Source organism: Flavobacterium melibiosi (assembly GCF_048158545.1).
Classification (GTDB): domain Bacteria; phylum Bacteroidota; class Bacteroidia; order Flavobacteriales; family Flavobacteriaceae; genus Flavobacterium; species Flavobacterium melibiosi.
The window spans coordinates 118,091-144,653 of record NZ_JBLNKU010000009.1 but is presented as its reverse complement, the minus strand read 5'-3'; the positions used below and the strand labels follow the sequence as shown (position 1 = coordinate 144,653).

The 26,563-nt window shown below is 34.0% G+C and carries 24 protein-coding genes; 10 read left to right on the top strand and 14 right to left on the bottom strand.

What is annotated here, in order from left to right; genetic code table 11:
* Positions 1-5 precede the first annotated feature (5 nt).
* Positions 6-2,474, top strand: a complete 2,469-nt coding sequence (locus tag ACM55F_RS12500) for a TonB-dependent receptor plug domain-containing protein (protein WP_416854127.1) — start codon at positions 6-8, stop codon at positions 2,472-2,474.
* A gap of 127 nt (positions 2,475-2,601) precedes the next feature.
* Positions 2,602-3,324 (top strand): CREC-EF hand family protein, encoded by a 723-nt coding sequence (locus tag ACM55F_RS12495; RefSeq protein ID WP_416854126.1) that lies wholly within the window; start codon positions 2,602-2,604, stop codon positions 3,322-3,324.
* 74 nt (positions 3,325-3,398) lie between these two features.
* Here the strand turns inward: ACM55F_RS12495 and ACM55F_RS12490 are convergent, their stop codons facing one another.
* The 5 genes from ACM55F_RS12490 to ACM55F_RS12470 form a co-directional block, all read right to left on the bottom strand.
* Positions 3,399-4,100 (bottom strand): hypothetical protein, encoded by a 702-nt coding sequence (locus ACM55F_RS12490; protein WP_416854125.1) that lies wholly within the window; start codon positions 4,098-4,100, stop codon positions 3,399-3,401.
* A gap of 54 nt (positions 4,101-4,154) precedes the next feature.
* Entirely contained in the window at positions 4,155-5,984 is a 1,830-nt protein-coding gene (locus ACM55F_RS12485; RefSeq protein ID WP_416854124.1) for an ABC transporter ATP-binding protein, read from the bottom strand.
* Positions 5,984-7,711: a phospho-sugar mutase gene (locus ACM55F_RS12480; RefSeq protein ID WP_416854123.1), complete on the bottom strand. Its 1,728-nt coding sequence runs from the start codon at positions 7,709-7,711 to the stop codon at positions 5,984-5,986. Before ACM55F_RS12480 ends, ACM55F_RS12485 begins: the two co-directional genes overlap by 1 nt.
* Before the next feature lie 188 nt (positions 7,712-7,899).
* Entirely contained in the window at positions 7,900-8,859 is a 960-nt protein-coding gene (locus ACM55F_RS12475; RefSeq protein ID WP_416854122.1) for a glycosyltransferase family 2 protein, read from the bottom strand.
* A gap of 5 nt (positions 8,860-8,864) precedes the next feature.
* Complete coding sequence (locus ACM55F_RS12470; protein WP_416854121.1) at positions 8,865-9,398, bottom strand: DUF4199 domain-containing protein; 534 nt, start codon at positions 9,396-9,398, stop codon at positions 8,865-8,867.
* Between the two features lie 241 nt (positions 9,399-9,639).
* On the opposite strand from ACM55F_RS12470, the gene ACM55F_RS12465 reads away from it, so the two are divergent.
* The 4 genes from ACM55F_RS12465 (at position 9,640) to ACM55F_RS12450 (ending at position 14,955) form a co-directional block, all read left to right on the top strand.
* A complete protein-coding gene (locus tag ACM55F_RS12465) occupies positions 9,640-9,891 on the top strand; it encodes a type B 50S ribosomal protein L31 (protein ID WP_039109118.1) in 252 nt (83 codons plus the stop codon).
* 574 nt (positions 9,892-10,465) lie between these two features.
* The gene (locus tag ACM55F_RS12460; RefSeq protein ID WP_416854120.1) at positions 10,466-11,641 is read left to right on the top strand and encodes a GlmU family protein; all 1,176 of its coding nucleotides are present in this window, start codon (positions 10,466-10,468) and stop codon (positions 11,639-11,641) included.
* A 283-nt stretch (positions 11,642-11,924) separates the two neighbouring features.
* Positions 11,925-13,562, top strand: a complete 1,638-nt coding sequence (locus tag ACM55F_RS12455; RefSeq protein ID WP_416854119.1) for an ABC-F family ATP-binding cassette domain-containing protein — start codon at positions 11,925-11,927, stop codon at positions 13,560-13,562.
* A 241-nt stretch (positions 13,563-13,803) separates the two neighbouring features.
* A complete protein-coding gene (locus ACM55F_RS12450) occupies positions 13,804-14,955 on the top strand; it encodes a hypothetical protein (RefSeq protein WP_416854117.1) in 1,152 nt (383 codons plus the stop codon).
* A 68-nt stretch (positions 14,956-15,023) separates the two neighbouring features.
* On the opposite strand, the gene ACM55F_RS12445 is transcribed toward ACM55F_RS12450, so the two are convergent.
* Together ACM55F_RS12445 and ACM55F_RS12440 are read right to left on the bottom strand one after the other, a co-directional pair.
* Positions 15,024-15,308: a GNAT family N-acetyltransferase gene (locus ACM55F_RS12445; RefSeq protein ID WP_416854157.1), complete on the bottom strand. Its 285-nt coding sequence runs from the start codon at positions 15,306-15,308 to the stop codon at positions 15,024-15,026.
* 24 nt (positions 15,309-15,332) lie between these two features.
* On the bottom strand, positions 15,333-16,055 hold the full coding sequence (locus ACM55F_RS12440; RefSeq protein ID WP_416854116.1) for a pirin family protein: 723 nt from the start codon (positions 16,053-16,055) through the stop codon (positions 15,333-15,335).
* A 113-nt stretch (positions 16,056-16,168) separates the two neighbouring features.
* Between ACM55F_RS12440 and ACM55F_RS12435 the strand changes: the two genes are divergently transcribed.
* Both ACM55F_RS12435 and ACM55F_RS12430 read left to right on the top strand, forming a co-directional pair.
* The gene (locus tag ACM55F_RS12435) at positions 16,169-16,852 is read left to right on the top strand and encodes an alpha/beta hydrolase (protein ID WP_416854115.1); all 684 of its coding nucleotides are present in this window, start codon (positions 16,169-16,171) and stop codon (positions 16,850-16,852) included.
* Between the two features lie 28 nt (positions 16,853-16,880).
* Positions 16,881-17,774, top strand: coding sequence for a lytic transglycosylase domain-containing protein (locus ACM55F_RS12430; RefSeq protein ID WP_416854114.1), 894 nt, complete (start codon positions 16,881-16,883; stop codon positions 17,772-17,774).
* A 61-nt stretch (positions 17,775-17,835) separates the two neighbouring features.
* Here ACM55F_RS12430 and ACM55F_RS12425 read toward each other — a convergent pair whose 3' ends face one another.
* Positions 17,836-18,351 carry a DUF2892 domain-containing protein gene (locus tag ACM55F_RS12425; protein WP_416850039.1) on the bottom strand — a complete coding sequence of 172 codons (516 nt, stop codon included), beginning with the start codon at positions 18,349-18,351 and terminating at the stop codon, positions 17,836-17,838.
* A 164-nt stretch (positions 18,352-18,515) separates the two neighbouring features.
* Here ACM55F_RS12425 and rpmH point away from each other — a divergent pair, with 164 nt between their 5' ends.
* Both rpmH and carB read left to right on the top strand, forming a co-directional pair.
* Complete coding sequence (rpmH, locus tag ACM55F_RS12420; protein ID WP_007136275.1) at positions 18,516-18,677, top strand: 50S ribosomal protein L34; 162 nt, start codon at positions 18,516-18,518, stop codon at positions 18,675-18,677.
* Between the two features lie 154 nt (positions 18,678-18,831).
* Positions 18,832-21,684 carry a carbamoyl-phosphate synthase large subunit gene (gene carB, locus ACM55F_RS12415; RefSeq protein WP_416854113.1) on the top strand — a complete coding sequence of 951 codons (2,853 nt, stop codon included), beginning with the start codon at positions 18,832-18,834 and terminating at the stop codon, positions 21,682-21,684.
* Positions 21,685-21,737: 53 nt separating this feature from the next.
* On the opposite strand, the gene ACM55F_RS12410 is transcribed toward carB, so the two are convergent.
* From ACM55F_RS12410 to ACM55F_RS12385, 6 genes are all read right to left on the bottom strand, one after another.
* Positions 21,738-21,884 (bottom strand): hypothetical protein, encoded by a 147-nt coding sequence (locus ACM55F_RS12410; protein ID WP_416850037.1) that lies wholly within the window; start codon positions 21,882-21,884, stop codon positions 21,738-21,740.
* Positions 21,871-22,455, bottom strand: coding sequence for a zeta toxin family protein (locus tag ACM55F_RS12405; RefSeq protein WP_416850036.1), 585 nt, complete (start codon positions 22,453-22,455; stop codon positions 21,871-21,873). The genes ACM55F_RS12410 and ACM55F_RS12405 overlap by 14 nt, the downstream gene beginning before the upstream one ends.
* Before the next feature lie 524 nt (positions 22,456-22,979).
* A complete protein-coding gene (locus ACM55F_RS12400) occupies positions 22,980-23,624 on the bottom strand; it encodes a hypothetical protein (protein WP_416854112.1) in 645 nt (214 codons plus the stop codon).
* 337 nt (positions 23,625-23,961) lie between these two features.
* Entirely contained in the window at positions 23,962-24,249 is a 288-nt protein-coding gene (locus ACM55F_RS12395; RefSeq protein ID WP_416854111.1) for a hypothetical protein, read from the bottom strand.
* A complete protein-coding gene (locus ACM55F_RS12390; RefSeq protein WP_416854110.1) occupies positions 24,249-25,172 on the bottom strand; it encodes a hypothetical protein in 924 nt (307 codons plus the stop codon). The genes ACM55F_RS12395 and ACM55F_RS12390 overlap by 1 nt, the downstream gene beginning before the upstream one ends.
* A 274-nt stretch (positions 25,173-25,446) precedes the next feature.
* Positions 25,447-26,340: a dienelactone hydrolase family protein gene (locus tag ACM55F_RS12385; RefSeq protein ID WP_416854109.1), complete on the bottom strand. Its 894-nt coding sequence runs from the start codon at positions 26,338-26,340 to the stop codon at positions 25,447-25,449.
* Positions 26,341-26,563 lie beyond the last annotated feature (223 nt).

Below are 26,563 nucleotides of genomic sequence, written 5' to 3'. Positions count from 1 at the left end.
ACCATTTGAGTGCGAATAAATTAATACTTGTTTTCTTTTTTCTCTTTGTTGGGCTTTCTTCATCTGCCCAATCTGCCAGAATTAAAGGAATTATTCTTGATAAAAATAACCAACCTGTAGAGAATGTAAATGTTTTGTGTCTTGGTAAAATAACTCAATCTAATATAAATGGCTTTTTTGATTTGGTTGTTCCTGCCAATCGAAAACTGGTAGTTATTTTTACACATATTTCTTTGAAAAAGGCTACGGTTTCTATTGTTTTAAAATCAAATGAAGACTATGAGTTCAATTTGATAATGAGTGATTACCAAGAGCAAATGGGCGAAGTCATAGTTACTGCGAAAAATAGAAAAAGAGTTCAGGGAATTACCACAATTGAACCTGAAGTAATCCGAAAAATTCCCGGAGCTAATGCCGGTATCGAAAATATCTTGAAAACTTTACCAGGAGTGAATTCTAATAATGAACTGAGTACACAATACGCTGTTCGTGGCGGAAATTATGATGAGAATTTAGTTTATGTAAATGAAATTGAAGTATATCGTCCTTTTCTAATTCGTTCAGGACAGCAAGAAGGATTGAGTTTTACCAATACTGATTTGGTTCAAAATATTGATTTTTCAGCGGGTGGTTTTCAGGCAAAATTTGGAGACAAATTATCTTCGGTGCTAGATATTACCTATAGAAAACCAGTGAGATTTGGAGTAAATCTTGAAGCTAGTTTTCTTGGCGGAAGCCTGTCCGTAGATGCGATTTCCAAGAATAAAAAATGGTCTGCAGTAACCGGAGTTCGTTATCGTAACAATAGTCTTTTGGTTAAGAGTCAAGAAACCCAAACTAATTTCACGCCCACATTTACTGATATTCAAACGAATATTAATTACCAAGCATCGGCTAAATGGCAATGGAGTTTTCTGGGGAATATTTCTCAAAATAAATACCAATACCAACCATTGACCCGTCAAACTAATTTTGGAACTATTGATAATCCTATGGCACTTTCTATTTTTTATGAAGGTCAGGAAAAAGATAAATATGATACTTATTTTGGAGCCTTAAAAACAACGTTCAATGTATCTGATAACTTTACGTTGAAATTTATTGGATCTGTTTTTCATACTTTAGAACAAGAATATTTTGATATTTTTGCACAGTATCGTTTGGGTGAAGTAGATACAAATATTGGCTCTGAAACGTATGGCGATGTTTCTTTTTCCAGAGGGATTGGTTCTCAGCTGAATCATGCACGAAATGATTTAGATGCACTAATTGTAAATACCGAAGTAAAAGGATTTCATGATTGGAAAGAAAATCAATTCGAGTGGGGAGTAAAATATACACGGGAATCCATTCAAGACAGAATAGTGGAGTGGGAAGTGATTGATTCGGCTGGTTTTTCTATAAAACCGCCAATTGTTATTTTGCCTAAAAATGATCAGCCATATGCACCTTACACGGGGAATTTAGTGCCTTATCAAAATGTGAGAGCAACTAATTTCAATATAATTAATAGATTTTCAGGTTATGTCCAATGGAGTAGAAAAGAGAATTTAGGCTCGAGTGAAGTTTGGTATAATGCAGGTATGAGAATGCATAATTGGGAAGTTTCAGGGGCTACTGTAGCGGGTAAATCTCAAGTTGCTTTTAGTCCAAGAGCGCAATTTGCCATAAAGCCTGATTGGAGTAAGGATATGGTTTTCAGACTTTCGGGTGGTTTATACCATCAACCGCCTTTTTATAGGGAGCTTAGAGATGCTGATGGAGTAGTGCAGCCAAATGTTAAGGCGCAACAATCGATACATTTGGTTTTGAGTAATGATTATAGTTTCAAAATGTGGAATCGTCCTTTCAAGCTGGTTTCAGAATTGTATTATAAATCATTGACGAATGTAAATAGCTATACTATTGACAATGTTCGCATACGTTATGCGGCTAATAATAATGCTAAAGGATACGCCCAAGGTCTGGATGTTCGGTTAAATGGGGAGTTTGTACCAGGAACAGAATCGTGGTTTAGTTTTGGTTACCTTAAAACAGAAGAAAATAGCGATAATAAAGGATATATTGCAAGACCAACGGACCAAAGATTAAAATTTGGACTTTTGTTTCAAGATTATATGCCTAATATTCCAAGTGTAAAGATATACCTGAATTTGGTTTATAACACAGGTTTGCCTGGTGGTTCACCTTCATATGCAGATCCTTATTTGTACCAAAATAGATTGAGAGATTATCGCAGGGCGGATCTTGGTTTTTCTAAAGTGTTTTTTGAGAATAATTCGAACAATAGTAATAAAGGATGGTTTAAAAGTTTTAAGGAGTTAGCTGTGGGATTGGAGATTTTTAATCTTTTTAATAATCAAAATGCTATTACCAATACTTGGGTTCGGGATGTATATTCAAAAAATCAATATGCAATTCCTAATTACATGACTACTAGGGTTTTTAATGTTAAATTGAGTGCGAAGTTATAAGAGAAAAGAAATAAGAGCTTTTTTATTGAAGTTTTAAATCCTTTCTATATCATAAATCATTTACAGAATGACATAAGCATTTTTAAAAATGATTACATTTGAATTTATTTTTTAATAAGACATTATCATGAGAAAATTACATATAGCATTATTAGGACTTTCAATTCTGCTTTTAACCAGCTGCAAAGAGAACGCAGAAAAGCCCAAAGTAATCTACGATGCTTCGAATAAAGGGAGAGTAATTATGAAATCTGATTCGGCACAAGTCAAAATAGCCGATTTACCTATTCATATGGAAGGAACCAATTATTTGATTCATCCTGTAGGAGATTTAAGCATACGTGAAAAAGGGATAAAAACGAGATATGGATCTTCTAGTGTGAATGATTTAAGTTTTACGATATCTAATTATAGTGAATATGAAATCACAGGTTTTTTGCAGAATCTAAAGTTTCAAAGAATGAATTCTGATTCCATAAAAGTATTGACAGACAAACCTGTTTTGATTCAAACAGCAACTTATTTAAAATCAGTTGCCGATAAAACCCAAAACCAAGTTATGGCTTACACTATGGTCGATATGGATACCAATAAAGATGGGAAACTAGATACAAGTGATATTAAAGCTTTATATCTTAGCGAAATAAGTGGAGATAAATTGACTAAAATTTCTGCCAGTTATCAGGAGTTAATTGATTGGAAATTGATAGAATCTAAAAACCGTTTGTATTTTAGAACCGTTGAGGATACTAATAAAAATGGAAAATTTGACAAAATGGATGTGGTCCATTACAGCTATGTCGATTTGTCAAACAAGGAATGGAAAATAATTAATTACGAACCGGTTTAATATTTTAAATCAGTATTTAGTTATGCATGTTCCAAATCTAAAAGCACAGTTTTGTTATACTAAGAACGAAAGTATTAAATTAGAATATCACTTTCTAAATCGGATTTTTCAATACAAAAATCAAATCCAAGTTGTTTCACTAATTGTATGACAAGGTTTTTATACCAGTTTTCAGATTTTGGATGAATGTATATTTTTTCGATTAATTCGTTAATATCTACATTAATTTTAATTCCATCATTGATTTTGATATTATTGTCAGCAACATCTGAGATGATTCGTACTTCACGTTCGTATTGAAAGCTTTTCCTTTTGAATAAAAAAGGAAAAAACATATCGTCAAACGGGATATACTCTTTTTTGTAATCGATGTAATTTACTTCCCCAATGTATTGATTGAAATTCGTTTCAGGCTGCAGCGCATTTTGTAATCTGCCAATCGTTGATTGAATGGCTAAGCCTTCACTGTTTTGAGTGAAAATTTGCCACATTGCAAAAGATTCGTACTCGTTTATATGCCAACTGCTAATGGCTACTTTTTCCCGATGTGTTTTGTAGTAATTAAGAAATTCAGGATTGTCAATCGATAGTTTTTTTATCTCTTCAAATGTGGGTTCGCTAAAAGTGCCTTCATATTGATCTTCAAATTTATCAGATCGCGACATGAATAGCTTTTGTGACATCAATAAATCGAGAAACTTAGACAAGTCAAGATATTTCCAAACAATCGTGTTTGTATCTTCGGGAAGTTTTATGTTGGGATTGTTTAGGTACATTTTTTAGCGCACAAATTTGCAGTTTTTTGAATTTTAAAATTACAAAATTATAGGCTATTCAAAGGATTGTAAGGTTACTAATTTGTTATAAGTACCATTCAGCTCAATAAGTTCTTCGTGAGTACCTTGTTCAACGATTTTTCCTTTTTGCATCACCACGATTTTGTCTGCTTTTTGTATTGTTGAAAGACGGTGTGCAATAACTATGGAAGTTCTGTTCTGCATCATGTTTTCCAGAGCAATTTGTACAAATTTTTCGCTTTCGGTATCCAATGCAGAAGTCGCTTCATCGAGTATCATAATCGGTGGGTTTTTCAGAACGGCACGAGCGATAGATAATCGTTGTTTTTGACCTCCGGAAAGTTTGTTTCCGCTGTCGCCAATATTCGTGTGAATACCATTTGGGAGTTCATTTACAAATTCTAAAGCATTGGCGATTTTAAGCGCTTCAATAATTTCAGCATCAGTAGCATCTAATTTTCCTAAAGAAATATTGGCTTTGATGGTGTCATTAAATAAAATGCTGTCCTGTGTCACCAATCCCATTAGGCCACGAAGCGATTGTAGATTGATGTCTTTAATATTCATTCCGTCAATACTAATTGTTCCTTCGTTGACATCATAAAAACGAGTCAATAAATTAGCAATGGTGCTTTTTCCGCTACCGGATTGGCCAACAAGCGCAACGGTTTGTCCTTTTTTTACTTCGAGAGAAAAATCTTTTAAAACAGCTTCTTCCTCGTATTTAAAGTTGACATTTTTGATTGTTATAGTAGAATCAAAAGTTTTTTTGTCAACGGCATTTTCTTTTGAAGTGATTTCGTTTTCTACTTCTAATACTTCAAAAACTCGTTCAGCAGCCGCTAACCCATTTTTTACGGAATAGGAAGCTTTAGAAATGGCTTTGGCAGGCGTAAGAATATTGAACGCTAATGTCAGATACACGATAAAAGCAGAACCTTCTAATGTTTTTTCGACTAACACTAAATTTCCACCATAAAAAAGTAAGATTGCAATTGTTGTGACTCCTAAAAATTCACTTAATGGTGTTGCCAAATTGTTTTTACTTCCTATGCTGTTTGTTAAATTTAATAATCGGGTTACTGAATCGTTAAATCTGTCTTTGAAATTAGTTTCAGCATTATAACTTTTAATCACTTTCAAACCACCCAAAGTTTCATCTACAATAGAAATCAGAAAGCCACTTTCTCTTTGTGCCTGTAACGATTTTGCTCGCAAATTTTTAGCCACTTTTGAAATAATCCATCCGGAAATAGGCATAAAAATCAAAACAAATAAAGTGAGTTTTAAGCTTATAATAAACATGGTGACTAATGCGAAAATAATAGTCAGAGGTTCTTTTACAACCAATTCTAATATAGAAAAAAAAGAGTTTTGGACTTCATTGACATCACCAAGCATACGCGCCATAATATCTCCTTTTCTTTTTTCGGAATAATAGGAGATGGGCAGTTCCACGATTTTATCATACATTGATTTTCTCAAATCCCTTAAAACACCGTTTTTGAGGTGCATGATGTGATGTGAAGCCAGATAATTGAATAAATTTTTGAATAGGAATGTTGTAATAACCATTAAAACCACAAACAAAAGAGCTACTTGAATACTATTTTCCTTTGTTAATTCTGAAATTTTATAATACATAAAATCAGAACCAAACTGTTTTAAGTTTCCTATTCCCGTATATACAGGCTCTTTTAGTATAACTTTGGTTTTTCCAAAAAGAACTTCAAGCACCGGGAAAATGGTTAGCATAGAAATGGTGCTAAACAAAGCGTACAAAATGTTGTATATCACATTCCAGACAATATGAGACTTATAAGGTTTGGTATAAGGAAGTAGTTTTATTAAGTTTTTGTCCATTAGTTCAATTGCATTGCAATAATAATATTCTTAATTTTTTCATTCAAAACAGCCTCCACTTTAGAGAAATTTTCAACAGCATCCAATTCAGTATTCACACTGATGTAGAATTTTATTTTCGGTTCTGTACCGCTTGGTCTGGCACAAATTTTAGAGCCGTCTTCGGTGTAGTAAATCAAAACATCTGCTTTGGGGATATTCATCGTTTCTTCTTCGCCAGTAAGTAAGTTTTTGGCAACAGATGATTTGTAATCTTCTAACATTATTACTCTTTGTCCGTTAATTTCTTTTACTGGATTTTCACGTAAAGTCACCATCATCTGATTGATTTCGGCTAAACCTTCCATTCCTTTTTTAGTGATAGAAATTAAATGTTCTTTGTAAAATCCGTGCGCTACATAAAGTTTAAGAAGCTCTTTGTATACGGTACTTCCTTTAGCTTTGGCTTGAGCCGCCACTTCGCAAATTAATAAAGTAGCCGCAACGGCATCTTTATCACGCACCGCATCGCCTACCATGTATCCAAAACTTTCTTCACCACCACCAATGAATTTTAGCTCAGGGAAGTCTTTAATCATTTTGGCAATCCATTTAAAACCAGTCAGACCTACTTTACATTCAACGCCATAAGCTGTTGCTAGTTCCATAATCATAGGAGTTGAAACGATAGTCGAACCAACGAATTGTTTTCCGTCAATTTTTCCTGCTTTTTTCCATTCTTCTAATAAGAAGGCAGTCATCAAAATCATTGTCTGATTTCCGTTCAACAAAGTCATTTGCCCTTCGTTATTGCGCACAGCAATTCCTAAACGGTCACAATCTGGATCAGTACCAATAACGATATCTGAATTTGTTTTATCAGCCAATGCTAATGCCATCGCCAATGCTTCCGGCTCTTCAGGATTTGGAGATTTTACTGTTGGGAAATCGCCATTTGGGACTCTTTGTTCTTCAACAATATGCACATTCGTATACCTCGCTTGAGATAATGTATCTGGTACTAGTGTTATAGAAGTTCCATGAAGTGAAGTGAAAACAATATTCAAATTTTCTTTGGCTGCAGCCGGAGTGTTGAAACTGGCATTCTCAATCGATGATTTAATAAAAGCCTGATCTACCTCGGTGTCTATATATTCTATCAAATCTTCATTTGCAGTAAATTTGATTTGATTGTAATTTAAATTTTCAATTACATTGATAATTCCCTCGTCTTCCGGTGGAACAATTTGTCCGCCATCTTCCCAATATACTTTATAACCATTATATTCTGGTGGATTGTGAGAAGCAGTAAGAACAATTCCGCATTGGCAACCTAAATATTTAAGTGCAAATGATAATTCTGGTGTTGGTCTCAAACTAGAAAACAAATAGACATGAATACCATTCGCCGAGAAAACATCCGCAACTACTTTGGCCAATGTATCACTATTATGACGACAATCGTAAGCAATAACTGCTTTTATGGGTTGGTTAGGAAATGCTGTATGCAAATAATCCGAAAGTCCTTGCGTACTTTTTCCAAGGGTGTATTTATTGATTCGATTGTTTCCTACGCCCATCACACCACGCATTCCACCAGTTCCAAATTCAAGATTTTTATAAAAACTTTCTTCCAGATCTTTAGGTGATGTGGTCATCAATTCGGTAATAGCTTCCTGTGTTTCTGTGTCAAATGTTGGAGTAAGCCATTCATTTACTGCATCCAAAATGTTTTGTTTGATATCCATTTTATAAGTTTTTTAGTGTTTAAATTCTTAGTTTAAAATTTAATTATAATTACTTTTATTTTTAGGAGCTACTTCCTGCTATTCGCTGTGTCTTTTTCTTGAAAAAAGAAAAAGGATGCCGCTTTTATCAGGGCTAGTTATTGTTCAGGCGAGAACCTTCTTGTACTTAATTTTGTTTGTAGTTAAATTTATAAAAAATTAACCTCATTTGAAACTTTATAACGCTCTTCATTGTTTTTGGTGCGCAAAATGATTTCGCCAAGAAATCCAGCCAAAAATAACTGCGTCCCCAATACCATTGTGGTTAGGGCGATATAAAACCAAGGATTGTTAGTTATCAGGCTATAGCGCATGTCATTATACATATGATATAGTTTTGAAATACCAATATATCCAGCAAGCATAAAACCAATAATAAACATTAGCGATCCCATGGCGCCAAATAAATGCATCGGTCTTTTTCCAAAACGGGAAAGAAACCAAATGGTAATTAAATCAAGGAAACCATTGATGAAACGTTCCATTCCAAATTTGGTTTCGCCATATTTTCTGGCTTGATGTTGCACCACTTTTTCTCCAATTTTTCCAAAACCGGCATTTTTTGCTAAAACCGGAATGTATCGGTGCATTTCACCCGAAACTTCAATGTTTTTTACCACAACATTCTTATATGCTTTCAGTCCGCAATTAAAATCATTCAATTCCACTCCCGATGTCTTTCTGGCAGCCCAATTGAATAATTTAGAAGGCAGGTTTTTAGCCACCACCGAATCATAACGTTTCTTTTTCCAACCGGAAACCAAATCGTATTTACCATTGACAATCATTTCATACAATCCCGGAATTTCTTCTGGACTGTCTTGTAGGTCGGCATCCATGGTAATGATTACGTCACCTTTTGCTTTTGCAAAACCTGCATGTAACGCTTGTGATTTTCCAAAATTTTTCATGAAACGAACTCCCTTTACATTTGGGTTTTCTTGGGCAAATCCTTCGATAATATTCCAGGAATCATCCGTGCTTCCGTCATCCAGAAAAATGATTTCGTACGAGTAATTATTGGATTGCATCACTTGAATGATCCAAGTATAAAGCTCCTTAAGTGATTCCTCTTCGTTGAGAAGCGGTATGAGAATAGATAAATTCATTATTGTTATTCTTGTGATGAAGGTTTGCTCTTGAAGAATGCTGCCATTAGCAGACCAAAAATGGAACTGAAAACAATGCTAAATACAGAGCCTTTTAGCAATTCGATAACAGAATAAGGGTCGTTTTCCTTAAGCTTTGCAATTGCTTCATTTATTGCCGATGCAGGCGTGCCAAATTTTTGCATCATGCTAACAGTATATTTTATGGTCAGTTCTCTTAATGTATCTTTAGCAGCAGGATCAATAACGTTGAATAAAATAATATTAAAAAGAGTTGAAATTAAAATCCCAACTACAGCACATATAAAATAGGTGGTAAAAGCATCTTTAAAAGAGAAGATACCGTTTAATTCTTTTTTTGTTTTTGAAAGTAAAACAATACCTATTATAAGGTAAACGGTAAGGATTAAAACTCCTACCCACCAAGAGGTAAAAAGATTTAAATCAATTGCATAAATTGAAGTTGTCACTAATGCAGAAATAATTCCGGATATTACCCCAAAGGTTATTCCGTTTCTTTTTATAATTTCATTTACCATTTGTAGTTGTTTATTTATTAATCCACAAATATAGCAATTCCCAATATATTCAAAGATAAAAATCGCTTTTTACGATTATATAAAAAAAGTGATACAAAGATTTGATTATTGGAAAAAAATTGTAAATTTGCAAACTCAAAATAATAATGTAAAACAAAAAGTTATAATGAGTTTATACCTTTTCTGTTAGAAGAAAAGCTTCAAAACAAGTTATAATTAACAAATAAAAAAGATTAACAAGATGAAAAAAGGAATTCACCCAGAAAATTACAGATTAGTTGCATTTAAAGACATGTCAAATGACGAAGTTTTTATTACTAAATCTACTGCAGATACAAGAGAAACATTAACAGTTGATGGTGTTGAATACCCAGTTGTAAAAATGGAGATCTCTAGAACTTCTCACCCTTTTTACACAGGTAAATCTAAACTTATTGATACTGCAGGACGTATTGATAAATTCAAAACTAAATACGCTAAACACGTTAAATAATTTTAACTTGTTTTTTAAAATATTGCCTTCCTCCCGAAACTTCGGGACGGGAGGCTTTTTTTCTGACCATCTGTAACTAATACTAAAGAAAATTTTAGTCCCGAATTTAAAGAAAGTGGTTGGACTTTGACAAAGAGTTGCTAACTCTGAAAATACGCAGTGATGAAATGGGTTTATCAAAGAGGACAATAAAAAATAAATTTTCTACTACACTAATCTGCTGAATCTGCAAAATCTGCGTGAAAATTTTTAGCACGCAGATTTTGCAGATTCAGCAGATTTTATAAACCATAATACTATTTCGAATTCTTAACCAAACATTTGAAAAGAGTTAGATAGAATTTCACGAATTTGTCACGAATTTTTATCCTTAATAGAAAAATCAAACACTAATTTGTGAAATTTGTGGAAATTCGTGGCTAAAAAAAACAACTTTAGTCCGCTTAGCGGGCAGTCATATTTTATTTTTATCTACTTAAAAACTTTGTAACTTTGGTGTCATTATAAAAACGGTGAGTTGGTAAAATTAATTTTCGAATCAACAAATAACCGAATCAACAAATAAACAATTTTTATGAATTACATACTTTTTGATGGTCCTTCACGAAATGCATTATTACCTTTTACTTTCACGCGTCCAGTTGCGGATATTCTTATTGGGATAATGACCATTCGTCAAAAATGGGAAATGCGTTTAGGTTCTACTACCACTACATTGACAGAGGAATATTTGTCAGAAAAATTTCCAATGGTAGAATTAGAAGAAAATGTAATGATAAATGCTTCTTTTCTGCCTAATGATGTTTTAGTAGAAATGGTTAGTAATCTGGAGTCGAATCAAGCTATTTTCAAAGGAGATGAAGTAATCGCATTCTATACCGATGAAAATCAGGAAGAAGTAGATTTTGATACGTATGAAATTATAGAATATGAGGATGATTGCTTAACGGTGGAACATACTTGGGATATTTTTTCCAAGAATGATGCTGCAATACGAGAGGATTTCGAATTCTTAACTGAAGATCGAAAGTCACAGCCCATTCCGAAAAGCGTCAATGTTATCGCACCAGAAAATATATTCATCGAAGAAGGAGCAAAGTTGGAATTTGTGACCTTAAACGCCTCTACAGGTCCTATCTATATAGGTAAGGATTCTGAGATTATGGAAGGTTCCGTAATCAGAGGTCCATTTGCCTTGTGCGAAAATGCAACTGTAAAAATGGCTGCCAAAGTGTATGGAGCAACAACTGTTGGTCCGCATTCCAGAATTGGAGGAGAAGTTAATAATTCGGTATTGTTTGGTTATTCGAATAAAGGACATGATGGGTTTTTAGGAAATTCTGTTCTTGGCGAATGGTGTAACATTGGTGCCGACAGTAATAATTCGAACTTAAAAAATAATTACGAAGAAGTAAAATTGTGGAGTTATGAAACCGAAGGTTTTGCTAAAACAGGACTTCAGTTTTGTGGATTGATGATGGGAGATCATAGTAAATGCGGAATTAATACCATGTTTAATACGGGAACGGTAATAGGAGTAAGCGCTAATATTTTTGGCAGTGGTTTTCCACGCAATTTTGTACCGAGTTTTTCTTGGGGAGGCGCTTCGGGTTTTACCACTTATATAACTAAAAAAGCTTTCGAAACGGCTCGATTAGTCATGGCTCGCAGAAATGTTGACTTTGACGAAAGAGAAGCTGCGATTTTAGAACATGTTTTCGAGGAATCTAAAAAGTGGAGAAAGGAGTGATGGAATTCTTAGATTTTTAGACTTCTTAGATTGAATCTATATTTTAAAAATTCGATAATTTACATAGATTACTATGCAAATTATCGAATTTTTAATTTTAAACAAAATGTATTTGTTTTTTTGATTGTCTAACCGTTAAAAATTTACAATAGATTCTAAAAGTCTAAGAAGTCTAAAAATCTAATTGTGTTGTCCAATTCTTTAATTAATCTATCTTTGCACCTTCCAAAAAAAGGTTGTCTAAAATTCTAATAATCTAAGAAGTCTAAAAATCTAAAAATAAATGATTACAGTTAACGATATATCCGTGCAATTTGGTGGCACGACACTTTTTAGTGATGTTTCTTTTGCCATAAATGAAAATGATAAAATTGCCCTAATGGGTAAAAATGGAGCAGGAAAATCGACGCTGCTTAAAATTATTGCAGGTCACAGTAAGCCTTCAACTGGTAATATTTCGGCACCAAAAGATGCTGTTGTGGCGTATTTGCCTCAGCATTTATTGACTACAGACGGAGCGACGGTAATGGAAGAAACTTCTAAAGCTTTTGGTGAAGTTTTTGGAATGAAAGCGGAAATTGATGAAATCAATGAGCAATTGACAATTCGTACGGATTATGAAAGTGATGCATACATGAAATTAATCGAAAGAGTTTCGGACTTGAGCGAGAAATTTTATGCTATCGAAGAAATAAATTATGAAGCTGAAGTAGAGAAGATACTAATTGGTTTGGGTTTTGTTCGCGAAGATTTTAGCCGACAAACTTCGGAGTTTTCTGGAGGATGGAGAATGCGAATAGAATTAGCTAAAATCCTTTTGCAAAAACCAGACTTAATTTTACTGGATGAGCCTACCAATCACATGGATATTGAAAGTATTCAATGGTTAGAGGATTTCTTGATTAATTCAGCCAAAGCGGTTGTGGTGATTTCTCACGATAGAGCTTTTGTGGATAATATTACGAATCGTACCATCGAAGTTACCATGGGGCGTATTTATGATTATAAAGCAAAATATTCCCATTACCTTGAATTAAGAAAAGACAGACGCGTGCATCAACAAAAAGCATACGATGAGCAACAACGCATGATTGCTGATAATAGGACTTTTATTGACCGTTTTAAAGGGACGTTTTCTAAAACAGATGCCGTTCAATCTCGAGTTAAGATGTTAGAGAAACTCGTTATAGTACAAGTTGACGAAGTAGATACTTCGGCATTAAAATTAAAGTTTCCTGCTGCAGTGCGTTCTGGACAATATCCTGTGATTGTGAAAGATTTGTCAAAATCATACGGCGAGCATGTTGTTTTTAAAGATGCTAATGTTGTGATTGAAAGAGGGGAGAAAGTTGCTTTCGTAGGAAAAAATGGCGAAGGAAAATCGACGATGATTAAAGCAATCATGAAGCAAATTGAGATTGATGGTGGAAGTTTAGAGATCGGTCACAATGCACAAATTGGTTATTTTGCCCAAAACCAAGCTTCTTTATTAAATGAAAATGCCACTATTTTTGAAACTATAGATGATATTGCGGTAGGTGATGTTCGAACTAAGATTAAAGATATTTTGGGTGCTTTCATGTTTCATGGTGATGATGTAACCAAGAAAGTAAAAGTGCTTTCCGGTGGTGAGAAAACCCGTTTGGCAATGATAAAATTATTGTTGGAACCGGTGAATTTATTGATTCTGGATGAGCCTTCGAATCACTTGGACATGAAAACCAAAGACATTATCAAAGAGGCGCTACGTGATTTTGACGGAACATTAATTTTGGTTTCTCACGACAGGGATTTCTTGGATGGATTGGCGACTAAGGTTTTTGAATTTGGAAACAAAAGGGTAGTGGAACATTTTGAAGATATTACTGGTTTCTTGGCGAATAAAAAAATGGACAGCATGAGAGAGATAGAGAAGAAGTAGTATTCAGTTTTAGCAAACGGAATTTACATTTTGAATGATAAAAATCAGGTATACGGATAACGTATGCCTTTTTTTATGTTGTAAGGTTTTTGACTATTTCAAATTCTAAAAAAAAAATATCCTTTTGGAATAATTTGGGAACACTTTTTGCGGCTTTGTTTTTTGGGTTATAATGAATATAAATGTCTTATAATTAGTTATTTGATATTTTTTTTTAGTGCTCGTATTAAAATTTGAAATCATGAAAAAAATAATTTTATCCTTTGTGTTCTTAACGACTTGTTTGTTGAGTTTGCCGGTGTTTTCTCAAATAGAAAACGAACCTGTGGCTTTGGGTTTGCCGGGTGACAACCTAAATCTGTATGCTGTATTGGACATTTTTCAAAAATCAAAAACATTAGAGGAATTTGAAAGAGCGATTAATAGTAAAGACGCAAACATTAATAATCTTGATTTAAATAATGACAATTTTATAGATTACATCCGTGTAGTTAGTTATAGAGATGGTGATTCTTATTCCATTGTGCTTCGTGTGACGATAAATAGTATAGAAGATCAGGATGTTGCCGTTATAGAAGTCAATAAAAACCGATTTGGAAAGGCTGTTGTTCAAATTGTCGGAGACGAAGAATTGTATGGTAAGGATTATATTGTGGAACCTTCTGCAGGAGATAATTTAACGCCAAATCCTGGTTATTTGGGCTATGAGAGGATGCACACGGGAAATTATTGGAATGGTGTTTTGTATGTTAATGATTGGCCAGTAATAATTCATTTGTTTTCACCGTCATTTGCAATTTACATATCTCCATGGCGTTGGGGGTACTATCCGTCTTATTGGCGTCCGTGGTCTCCTATTTATTATTATAATTATTGGGGATACCATCGCCATTATTATAGAAATTATTTCTATCGTAGAGTCGGATATGTAAGGTATCCGCTTGCCCATTCGTATTATTATTCCAGAAGGACCAGTTCTCCAATAGTAAGAAGAAACAGGGCAAATGATTCGTATAGAGATACTTATCAGGGAAGAAATTTTAGAAAGCCAGAAGGAACGGTTCTTCCAAGAACCCGTCAGGCATTTCCAGAGAGCCGCTCAAGAACTCGCCAGGCACCGGAAACTCGTTCCGTACGGCCTAGTTCGCCAATAAGACGTCAGCCTATGGAGGGAGTTCGTCAAAGAACACCTTCAGTTCAGCCTAATGCGCCAATAAGACGTCAGCCTATGGAGGGAGTTCGTCAAAGAACACCTTCAGTTCAGCCTAATGCGCCAACAAGACGCCAGTCGACAGAAGGAGTTCGTCCAACTACTCGTCCGGCTCCTAATGCGCCAATGAATCGTCAATCTGCACCTCGAGGTAATAATCCAACTCGTAGCGATAGAAATTAATGTTGCTATTGAAATTATAGTGTAGATACTAAAAAAAAGAGGCAGTTCACTATGAACTGCCCCTTTTTTTATAATCGTATTCCGGGAGGAAGTAATTCTTTGTAAACAGGATTTTTTTTGAAAAACACTACTATTTTAGGAAGAATGGGAACAACTTTAAATTTTCGTTCGATTGCAATTTCCATAATGTTTTTTAGAAAATTAGAAATGAACTCTTCGTCATCGAATGATTCGGGAATATTGATTTTTGTCAAAAATATTTTTTTCTCCTGAAACGAATATTCGACAGAAACCAATCCTTCGTCAACTATAGTTTCAAATTGTCTTGCAAAAGTATTGTCTTTGATTTCCATAGTGATTGCTGCTTCCATACTAATTTAACTGTGATTCATTGGTACTTCTACCAAAAGTATTTTTGATTGAGTTATAATCTTGATTTCAAATTGATCGAAATCATTTATTCCCATGGCATCTCTTGCCTTCAAAACATGATTGTTCACTTCTATTTCGCCTTCAATTAAAAATAAATAAACTCCGTTTTGAGGAATTTTAACTTCGTATGTCGTAGTGGTGTTGCTATCGAAAATACCTAAATAAAAAAAGGTTTTCTGGTAAACCCAAAGCGCATTTCCGTCAGTACTGTCTTTTGGCGAAACAATATTTACAAAGGTATTGATTTGATTTTCAATATCAAATGATTTTTGGTCGTATCTTGGTGTAACTTCTTCTTTGTCAGGGAATACCCATAGTTGCAATGTTTTGGCATTGTCTTTTTGACTGGCATTCATTTCAGAATGTTCCACTCCGGTTCCAGCACTCATTACTTGCACTTCTCCAAAACGAATTACGCCTTCATTTCCCATACTGTCCTTGTGCATCAATCCGCCTTCAAGTGGAATTGTAATGATTTCCATATTGGCATGACTGTGCGTACCAAAGCCTGTTCCTCCTGCAATGGTATCGTCATTTAAAACGCGTAACATTCCAAATTGTACTCGTTGCGGATTGTGATAATTTCCAAACGAAAAAGAGAAATTGGCTTTAAGCCAACCAAAATCTGCTTTGCCTCTTGTGTTCGATTCAAATAGTTGTGTAGTCATAAATTATTGGTAATATAAAGGGGTAATTCGGGTAGTTTCCGATAAAAAAATTATTTTTATACAAAATTCGCTATAAAAAAGCGGAATGTTGTTACAAAATCGTTAAAACAATTATGAGTAAAATCCCAGTTTATCTAATGCCTGGATTAGCGGCAAGTACTGCAATTTTTGAGCGGATTGCACTTCCGTCAGATACCTTTGAGATACATTTATTAGAATGGGAAATCCCAATGGATAATGAATCTTTAACGGATTATGCAAAACGAATTGCCGAGAAAATTAAGCATAAGAATCCTGTTTTGATTGGAGTTTCCTTTGGTGGTATTTTGGTTCAGGAAATGGCAAAATATATTGATGCCCGGAAAGTAATTATCATTTCGAGTGTGAGAAGTAATTTGGAATTTCCCCGCAGATTAAAAATTGCCAAGACCACTAAGGCCTATAAACTGATTCCGATGAATCTGATTTTAAATATGGAAAGTCTGGCTAAATTTTCCTTTGGAGAAAAAGTGAATCAAAGATTGAAATTGTATGAAAAGTTTCTTTCCGTTCGGGATATTAGCTATTTGAATTGGGCAGTAGAACAAGTTGTTCTTTGGGACAGAACAGTTGTTGATGAAAACGTAATTCATATTCATGGCGATATGGATGATGTTTTTCCGATAAAAAATATTAAAAATTGTGTCGTTGTTAAAGGAGGAACGCACATTATGATTTTGAATAAGTATAAATGGTTGAATGAAAATTTGCCTTCCATTATATTGGAAACAAAAAAAGAAGTAAACGCACTTTTATAACTAGTATGAAAGGCATAAAAAAGAAAAGATGAAATTGATTAATAAAGTTGCCTTAATCCTTACCGTGATTTTTGCGAGCGGTGTATTTATTTTTGCCACTAAAAATCCGACAGAAGAAAAAGATTTAAAAAAAGAAACCGCTGGTGATTTTCCTGTAAAATTGGATTTTGCAGGCGAAGAAACGCCATTGAAAATATCAGATGTTAAAGAGCGCTTGGACAGAGAGTTGCTGGTAAATGTAAATCTGCATGCTTCCACTATTTTGGCTATAAAAAGAGCCAATCGTGCTTTTTCTGTAATTGAACCTATTTTGAAAAAGAATGGAATTCCGGATGATTTTAAATATCTGGCGGTTATAGAAAGTGGTTTAGTGAATGTGGTTTCACCAGCAGGAGCTAGAGGTGTTTGGCAATTCATGCCGGACACTGCCAAAGAAAGAAAAATGGAAGTTAATGATAATGTTGATGAGCGCTATGATTTAGAAAAATCTACAGAAGCGGCTTGCAGTTATTTTTTGAGTGCCAAAGGTAAATTTGGTAGTTGGACCTTGGCGGCAGCTTCCTATAATGGAGGAATGACAGGTGTGAATAAGCAAATTGACATTCAAAAAGTATCTAATTATTATGATTTGTTGCTTACGGAAGAAACGTCTCGCTATGTTTTCAGGATTTTAGCATTGAAAGAAATTATGAAGAATCCGGTAAAATATGGTTTTTCCATTGCTTCGGAAGATTTATATGCAACGTTACCAACTAAGAAAATTGAAATTGACAGTTCGATTACTGATTTGGCCAGTTTTGCAATAAGCCAAGGAATTAACTATAAGATTTTGAAAATACATAATCCTTGGTTAAGGGAAACGAAATTGTTGAACGATACCGGTAAAAAATACCAAATCGAAATTCCTTTGAAGGGATATTAATTTAAGACAAAAAAAAGGCTCAAATGTGTATCATTTGAGCCTTTTTCGATAATTGTAAAAATTATATTTTCTTCATTTGATCTTTCATCATCGTAATCTGATCTTTCAACATATTCTGTTTGTCTAATTTTTTAGCTTCATTCAATAGAGAAGTAGCTTCTAATTTTCGGCGACGGGTCATGGCAACTCCGGCTAAATTCAATTTGGCTACAGCCAAATCCATATCCATTGATAATCCTAACTCGATCGCTTTCTTGAAATATTTCTCCGCTTGATTGATATTCGTTTGCGAAAGCATGATTCCGTGTAAGTAATTAAAATATCCTTGTTGTTTTTGTACTAAAGCAGTTTCGGGGTTTTTGATGTAAGCCAACCATTTTTTAGCTCCTTCAAAATCCTGTTTTCTTAGTTTTAAGAAGGCAAGTAGGATGAATTCATTTTTAAAGTAAAGAAAAATAGGAATTGCACTCAATAAAATAAGGAATATTCCGTTACCGATATTTCCTTCTGTAAATTGCCAAATGCCAGTAGCTATAATAAGTCCGGCGATAATAAGTTTAATATTTCTGTGAAACATAGTGTGTTTATTTTAAGATCACAAATATAGTAAAAGGAATTGAAAATATTTTTACAAAACTGCTTGTGAGAAAAAAAAGTCTTTGTATATTTGCACTCGGTTTTAGAATAACAGTTATTCGAAATTAGGAAGACATATAAATAAGATTTTAAAGATACAAAGCAATGAGCAAAAGAACGTTTCAACCATCGAAAAGAAAAAGAAGAAATAAGCACGGATTTATGGACAGAATGGCTTCTGCTAATGGAAGAAAAGTTCTTGCGCGTAGAAGAGCTAAAGGAAGACATAAATTGACTGTTTCTTGTGAACCAAGACACAAAAAATAATGTTTTTATAAACATACATAAGGCGTTACTTTTTTTAGTATCGCCTTTTTTTATACCTTATCGTTAAAAATGTTAAGTTTTAATGCTAAGGGGTTAAAGTTGAGTAACTTTGAACTTTTAAAAAAATAACTACACAACACAATACTACCATACAATGCCAAAAGATACATCCATAAAATCAGTTTTAATAATAGGTTCAGGCCCAATTGTTATTGGTCAAGCATGCGAATTTGATTATGCAGGTTCACAATCTGCACGTTCTATTCGTGAAGAAGGAATTGAAGTGATCCTAATCAACTCGAATCCGGCTACGATTATGACCGACCCAAGTATGGCCGATCACGTATATTTGAAACCGTTAACGACCAAATCCATTATTGAAATCCTTAAAGCACATCCTCAAATCGATGCCGTTTTACCTACTATGGGTGGACAAACTGCTTTGAACTTGTGTCTGGAAGCTGATGAAAAAGGAATTTGGGCTGATTTTGGAGTAAAATTAATCGGGGTTGATGTCAATGCCATTAATATTACCGAAGACAGAGAGCAGTTCAAACAATTGCTTGAAAGAATTGGAATTCCTGCCGCACCGGCAAAAACAGCTACTTCGTATCTTGAAGGAAAAGAAATTGCACAAGAATTTGGTTTCCCGTTAGTAATCCGTCCTTCCTTTACTTTAGGAGGAACCGGAGCTGCTATTGTTTATAAAAAAGAAGATTTTGACGAACTTTTAACCAGAGGTTTAGAAGCATCGCCAATTCACGAAGTTTTAATTGATAAAGCTTTAATGGGTTGGAAAGAATACGAATTGGAACTTTTGAGAGATAAAAACGATAATGTTGTGATTATCTGTTCTATCGAAAATATGGATCCAATGGGAATTCATACCGGAGATTCCATCACTGTTGCGCCAGCTATGACATTATCTGACACGACTTTTCAAAAAATGCGTGATATGGCGATCTTGATGATGCGTAGCATCGGAAACTTTGCTGGAGGTTGTAACGTGCAGTTTGCCGTTTCGCCTGACGATAAAGAAGACATCGTAGCGATTGAAATCAACCCTCGTGTATCTCGTTCATCCGCTTTGGCATCAAAAGCAACGGGTTATCCTATTGCAAAAATTGCTTCCAAACTGGCTTTGGGTTACAACTTAGATGAATTGCAAAATCAAATTACCAAATCAACTTCGGCTTTATTCGAACCAACTTTGGATTATGTGATTGTAAAAATTCCACGTTGGAACTTTGATAAATTTGAAGGAGCTGACAGAACGTTAGGACTTCAAATGAAATCCGTTGGGGAAGTAATGGGAATTGGACGTTCGTTCCAAGAAGCATTGCACAAAGCGACTCAATCATTGGAAATCAAAAGAAATGGTTTAGGAGCTGACGGAAAAGGATATAAAAACTACGAACAAATTATCGAGAAACTGACTTTTGCGAGTTGGGATCGTGTTTTTGTGATTTATGATGCTATCGCGATGGGAATTCCATTGAGCCGCATTCATGAAATTACTAAAATCGATATGTGGTTCTTGAAACAATACGAAGAACTTTATACGTTAGAAAAAGAAATTTCTAACTATAAAGTAGAATCTTTACCAAGAGAATTGTTGCTTGAAGCGAAACAAAAAGGTTTTGCCGACAGACAAATTGCACACATGGTAGGTTGTCTGGAAAGCCAAGTTCACAATTTACGTTCAGAAATGAACATCAACCGTGTATTCAAACTGGTTGATACTTGTGCTGCGGAATTCAAAGCAAAAACGCCGTACTATTACTCGACTTTTGAAGCCGAAATAGAAAAAGCAAACGGAGAACGTTACGTTGACAACGAAAGTATTGTTACGGATAAAAAGAAAATAATTGTTCTTGGGTCAGGCCCAAATAGAATTGGACAAGGAATCGAATTTGATTATTCTTGCGTTCACGGGGTGCTTGCCGCCAAAGAATGTGGGTATGAAACGATCATGATCAACTGTAATCCAGAAACAGTTTCGACTGATTTTGATACAGCGGATAAATTGTATTTCGAACCGGTTTTCTGGGAACATATCTACGATATTATCCAACATGAGAAACCAGAAGGGGTAATCGTACAATTAGGTGGGCAAACTGCCTTGAAATTGGCCGAAAAACTGTCTAAATACGGAATAAAAATCTTGGGAACTAGTTTTGACGCTTTGGATTTAGCCGAAGACAGAGGACGTTTCTCAGAACTTTTAACCGAATTGAAAATTCCTTTCCCACAATTTGGAATTGCAGAAACCGCTGATGAAGCGTCTGCTTTGGCTGATACTTTAGACTTTCCATTATTGATTCGTCCTTCTTATGTGTTGGGTGGTCAGGGAATGAAAATTGTAATCAACAAACAAGAATTAGAAGAACACGTAATCAATTTATTGAAAACGATTCCAGGAAATAAATTGCTTTTAGATCATTATTTGGCGGGTGCAATCGAAGCCGAAGCTGATGCGATTTGCGATGGGGAGAATGTGTATATCATAGGAATTATGGAGCACATCGAACCTTGCGGAGTACACTCAGGAGATAGTAACGCGACTTTGCCACCATTTAACTTAGGCGAATTTGTAATGCAACAAATAAAAGACCATACCAAAAATATTGCGTTGGCTTTGAGAACGGTTGGTTTAATCAACATTCAGTTTGCGATAAAAGATGATATCGTGTACATTATTGAAGCAAATCCTAGAGCGTCTCGTACGGTTCCTTTTATTGCGAAAGCATATGGAGAACCTTATGTAAACTATGCGACTAAAGTAATGTTAGGTCACAATAAAGTAACCGACTTTAATTTCAACCCACAATTGAAAGGATTTGCCATCAAGCAACCGGTTTTCTCTTTCAGCAAGTTCCATAATGTGAACAAAGCATTAGGACCAGAGATGAAATCAACAGGGGAAAGTATCTTGTTTATTGATGACTTGAAAGACGATCAATTCTACGAATTGTACTCCAGAAGAAAAATGTATTTGAGTAAATAAAAACTTGAATTATTGATATTGAAAAAGCCCCGATTGGGGCTTTTTTTATGATTTTAAGGTTTTATCCTAACTATTTTATTATCCTTGAGAATAACCAATTCGCTATTTGTTTTCTTTTTGAATTCGATTAATTTCTCGTAAACCTTGTTCATCCCATCAACAATTTTTTGTTGGTTTTGAGATCTTTTATACTCTTTCATTCCAATATTTTTTTAAGTTATAGAATTTAGTTTCGCTTAAAATTTTTATTTCAGTGTCTAAAGATTTTTCTGCAATTAATTCTGGTACTCCAAATGAATTATCAAAAATAAGCACTTCATCTGCAATTTCAAGATAAATTTCAAAAAGGTTTTTAATTCCATTGATGTATCTACGCTTTATGACTTCGGTTTCTATATTATGACCTCCTTCAATGACTCGAGTTTTAACTCTTTCTATCGCTAAATCAACAGTCTCTAACCAAAAAAATAACAACGTTACATTATATTTTTGCTTTTTTGCTTCGACAATTTTAGATTTATAACTTTTGGTTGCCAAAGTAGTTTCAAAAGCAAAGGTTTGATTTGTTTCCAGAAGTTCGTTGATTCGTTTGAGCATTATTCTTCCTGCTTCAAAAGATACTTTTTCAGGCTGAAAAGGCGATAATCCTTTGGCAATTTCATCTGCATTTACAAATTCTTTGCAATTTAAAATTTCTGGTAAAATAGTAAAGGAAGCAGTTGTTTTTCCTGCTCCATTGCAACCAGCAATAATGTAAAGGTTTTTATTCATTTATACAAAGGTAAATAATTTTAGGTTTGAAAATTATTAGTTTTTTATTCAATCATCTTAATTTATAGATGAATCAACTGGATAAAGAACTTGTTTATCGATGACTTGAAAGACGATCAATTCTACGAATTATACTCTAGAAGAAAAATGTATTTAAGTAAATAAAAACTTGAATTTGTTATATGTAAAAAGCCCCGATTGTTTTTTTTTGTGGGATAGTTTTTTGTGTTAGTGGCTCATTGTTACGGGGTCAAAGTCGGAGACATTTGCCCAGCATAAACCGACTAACTCTTAGTAGAGCGGATGAAATCAACAGGGGAAAGTATCTTGTTTATTGATGACTTGAAAGACGATCAATTCTACGAATTGTACTCCAGAAGAAAAATGTATTTGAGTAAATAAAAACTTGAATTTGTTATATGTATAAAGCCCCGTTTGGGGCTTTTTTTTGTTTCTATTTGTTCTTGTGTTTGTGAATACTGAAAGAATTTCCACGGTATCGAACAGAAGATACAAGTCCACAATTAATAATTTATAGAAGAAGTAAGTGTTTCAAATTTTTGAGGATTTAAGGATAAACTTCCGGATGAGAGAATGTCACAAGGGTTGCAATATGGGGGATATCCCGTTTTATATACAACCCAATCAATTTTATTTATTTCATTACCAAATAACCTGAAATCTATAATTGAATCTTTTGGTGCTTTAAAACTTTTGAAACTTTCAATATTTAATTCTCCAGTAGTTTTTAAGACAAAAAGACTTGTGCTAGGAAAAGTTGTATTTGTTTTGAGTGAAATTTTTGCCCAAGCTTCGGGTTCCATTGCTATTTCTTTCGTCTTTATGTTCCTATCCCAGTATTGCGTTTTTTTTGAAATAAATCCTTTGTCTGCTTTTATATATACTTCTTTAGGGATTTTGGTTTCTCCTTTTTCATCAGTGGTATAAACAGGCAAAAACCTAGTTAAACATCCAAACTCAATATCATATTCGCAATAATACAAATTGATTTTTACTCCTTCTAAAGGCAGATTCGTTTTGTATTCTTTTACTTTTATGGTATAAATAGTGTTGTCTTCAGTGTTGTCTTCATGGAAATAGTCAGATGATGAACAAGAAGCGAATAAAGTAAAAGTGCAAATTAATAGATATAAAGATTGTTTTTTCATAGCAAAATTTTTAAGATTGTGATGAAATGAGCTATCAAACTACTCTCAAAATTACGAAATTATATTGAGTTTTTAATTTAATTATCTTAAAATCAATGTTTTAGTGTAGAATAAATAAGACGATTTTGTTTATTGATGACTTGAAAGACGATCAATTCTACGAATTGTACTCCAGAAGAAAAATGTATTTGAGTAAATAAAAACTTGAATTTAATATAGTGAAAAAGCCCCGTTTGAGGCTTTTTTTATGGGATGGTGTTTTATTTGCTTATAGTTACGGGGTCAAAGTCGGAGACATTTGCCCAGCGTAATTAAAGTAACTCTTCATAGAGCGGGGTTATTCTAATTCACCGCCTTTACGTAAAATCTCGATAAAAGCTTCTTCTGATAAAGGACAATTAACCAAATCAGCAAACTGTTGTTTTGTTAATTTGCACTGAGAAGACATTTGTTTAATTAAATAATCATCTAAGTCTTTTTTACTTCCATGACTTAATTTTGTGTATAAAATCATTTTACCTTCGTAAAAAAACTCCAAGTATTTGTGGTCATTACTATGGTCAGCTGAATCTACAAATCCTTTTTTCTTAAGATTTTTGTATGCTTTATTTTTCTCTAATACCATTATAATACCTCTTTTACAAAACTGTTTAAAACATTTTTAACTCTAAGTAATCTTTTATTCAATTCAGTATCTTCTAAAGAGTTAAGTTTTGAATATAAATAGTCAAATTCTTCATTGAAATTTTGCTCCGCATCGTCTTGAGTTATTCCCGTTCCAATTATGTCAATCAGCTCATTATTTATTACATAGTAATCTTCTTCTTTTTCAAAAAGGCAACGTAAAGGAAAATTAAGAATATATTGTTTATTATTTACATTAATTACTTCAGGTGAATAAGAGAGTGAGTGCTTTGATGTTGAAATAATTTCATCAATTTTATTTGTAGTTTTAGCACCTTTTTTAGTCACTGTAATTCTTGCAAATGCTTGTTCTTCAGTTTTTTCGTCTTCAATTTTTTTAACAGAAACAATTAAATTATTTTTAATTGATGATTTAAATTTTTTCACGGCGAATTTTTCTGTAGAGTCAAAATTTGCGCCTCTTTCATAAATCGAAACGGGTGAATTTTTAAAGCTAGAAGTGAAATTATATAGAGAATCAACAATTTCATTTCTTTTAAAATATTCTGGATACAATGTCGCTAATTGACTATAGTTACCAGAATTGGTTACTTCAAAAATATTGTTTAATTTTTCAGAAACTTCGTGTCTTTGAGTTTGGAAATCTGTGCCTATTACTGTTTGAACTCTTGGACTGAATACAAAAGAAGGAATTGCGCTGCCTTTAGCGAATTCTGAAAGCTCAAGTTTAAAATTATTTAGATCAATTGCTTCATCTGTAGGCAAATCATATTTAGCAATAGATAAAATTAGTTCTTGAAGACTTTCTGCAATTTTTATTAAGGAATCAACAGGAAGTGTTTGGAATTTTCCAAGTTCTCCTTCGATTTTTAGACTAATCCCTTTTTCTAAGTCAAGTTTCATTTTTCAAAAGTACTAATAATTTTTTTAGCATGCAGATTTTCTGACGACGTCTCTATATAATTACCCACAACTTGCATATAGGTCTGATAGCATCCGACTTATCATCTCTAAATTGGGTCGCTTTGTCTTATAAACGTCAGATTTTGTTTATCTTAAAATATAACTAAATTTCTACCTCCTTTGTATTTATGCAGTATTTTCTTTAAAAATGATTAAAGTTAATCCAAAAAAAAAAGTCCCAATCACGGGACTTTCTAAATATCAAAACATATAATTATTTCTTCTTAAGCTTCTCCTTGAAAAAATCAATGGTTCTTGTCCACGATAAAGTTGCGGCTGCTTCATCGTATCTGGGAGTGGTATTGTTGTGGAAACCATGATTCACGCCTTCATAGAAATAAGCGGTATGTTCTACTTTATTCTTTTTAAGGATAGCTTCAAAAGCAGGCCAGCCTTCATTTACACGGGTGTCTAAACTGGCATATTGCGCCATGATAGGCGTTTTTATTTTTTCGGCTTCGGCAGCAGTGGGTTGTCCACCGTAATAGGGAACTGCGGCACACAAATCTGGAATTTTGACCGCCATCATATTGGCAATCCAACCGCCAAAACAAAATCCTACTACACCAACATGTCCATTACAATCTTTGTGTGCTTTTAGGTATTCATAAGCTGCAATGAAGTCTTCGAGCATTTCTTCACGGGTACGTTTTTTTTGTAATTCTCTTCCGGCATCATCATTACCGGGATAACCGCCAAGTGGAGATAAAGCATCCGGTGCCAAAGTAATAAATCCTTCTATTGCCGCTCTTCTGCCTACATCTTCAATATAAGGATTCAGTCCTCGATTTTCATGTACTACAATGATTCCCGGTAATTTTTTTTTGGTGTCGGTCGGTTGGGATAAAAGCCCTTTGATTTTTCCTCCGCCTTTGGGAGAATCGTAGGTTATAAATTCTGATTTCAACCTTGGATCTTCGGGTTTTATCAAGATAGAATCGATGTAATTAGGCGTCATAAAGCTCAGCAATGATGGAAGCGTAAGACTTCCTACCGCAAACAGCGATAACTTTTCAACAAATTGCCTTCTTTCTATTTTATTATGTGCGTAGTCATCGTATAAGTCAAATACTTCCTGACTGATATCTTCTTTGGTTAGCTGTTTCATAGTTTTTATTTGATCCAACTAATTTAGGGAAAAAAGCGATTGTTTTTAGCATCATTCATAATTATACTGTTTCGATTCTATCTAACTTTTTTTAAATCGTTGGTGTTAAGAATTCGGGATAGTTCTACGGCACTATAAAATCGGCTGGATCTGCGTGCTAAAAAAAATTCACGCAGATTTTGCAGATTAGTGTTGAGGAAAATCTGTTTTTATCAGCGTTTCG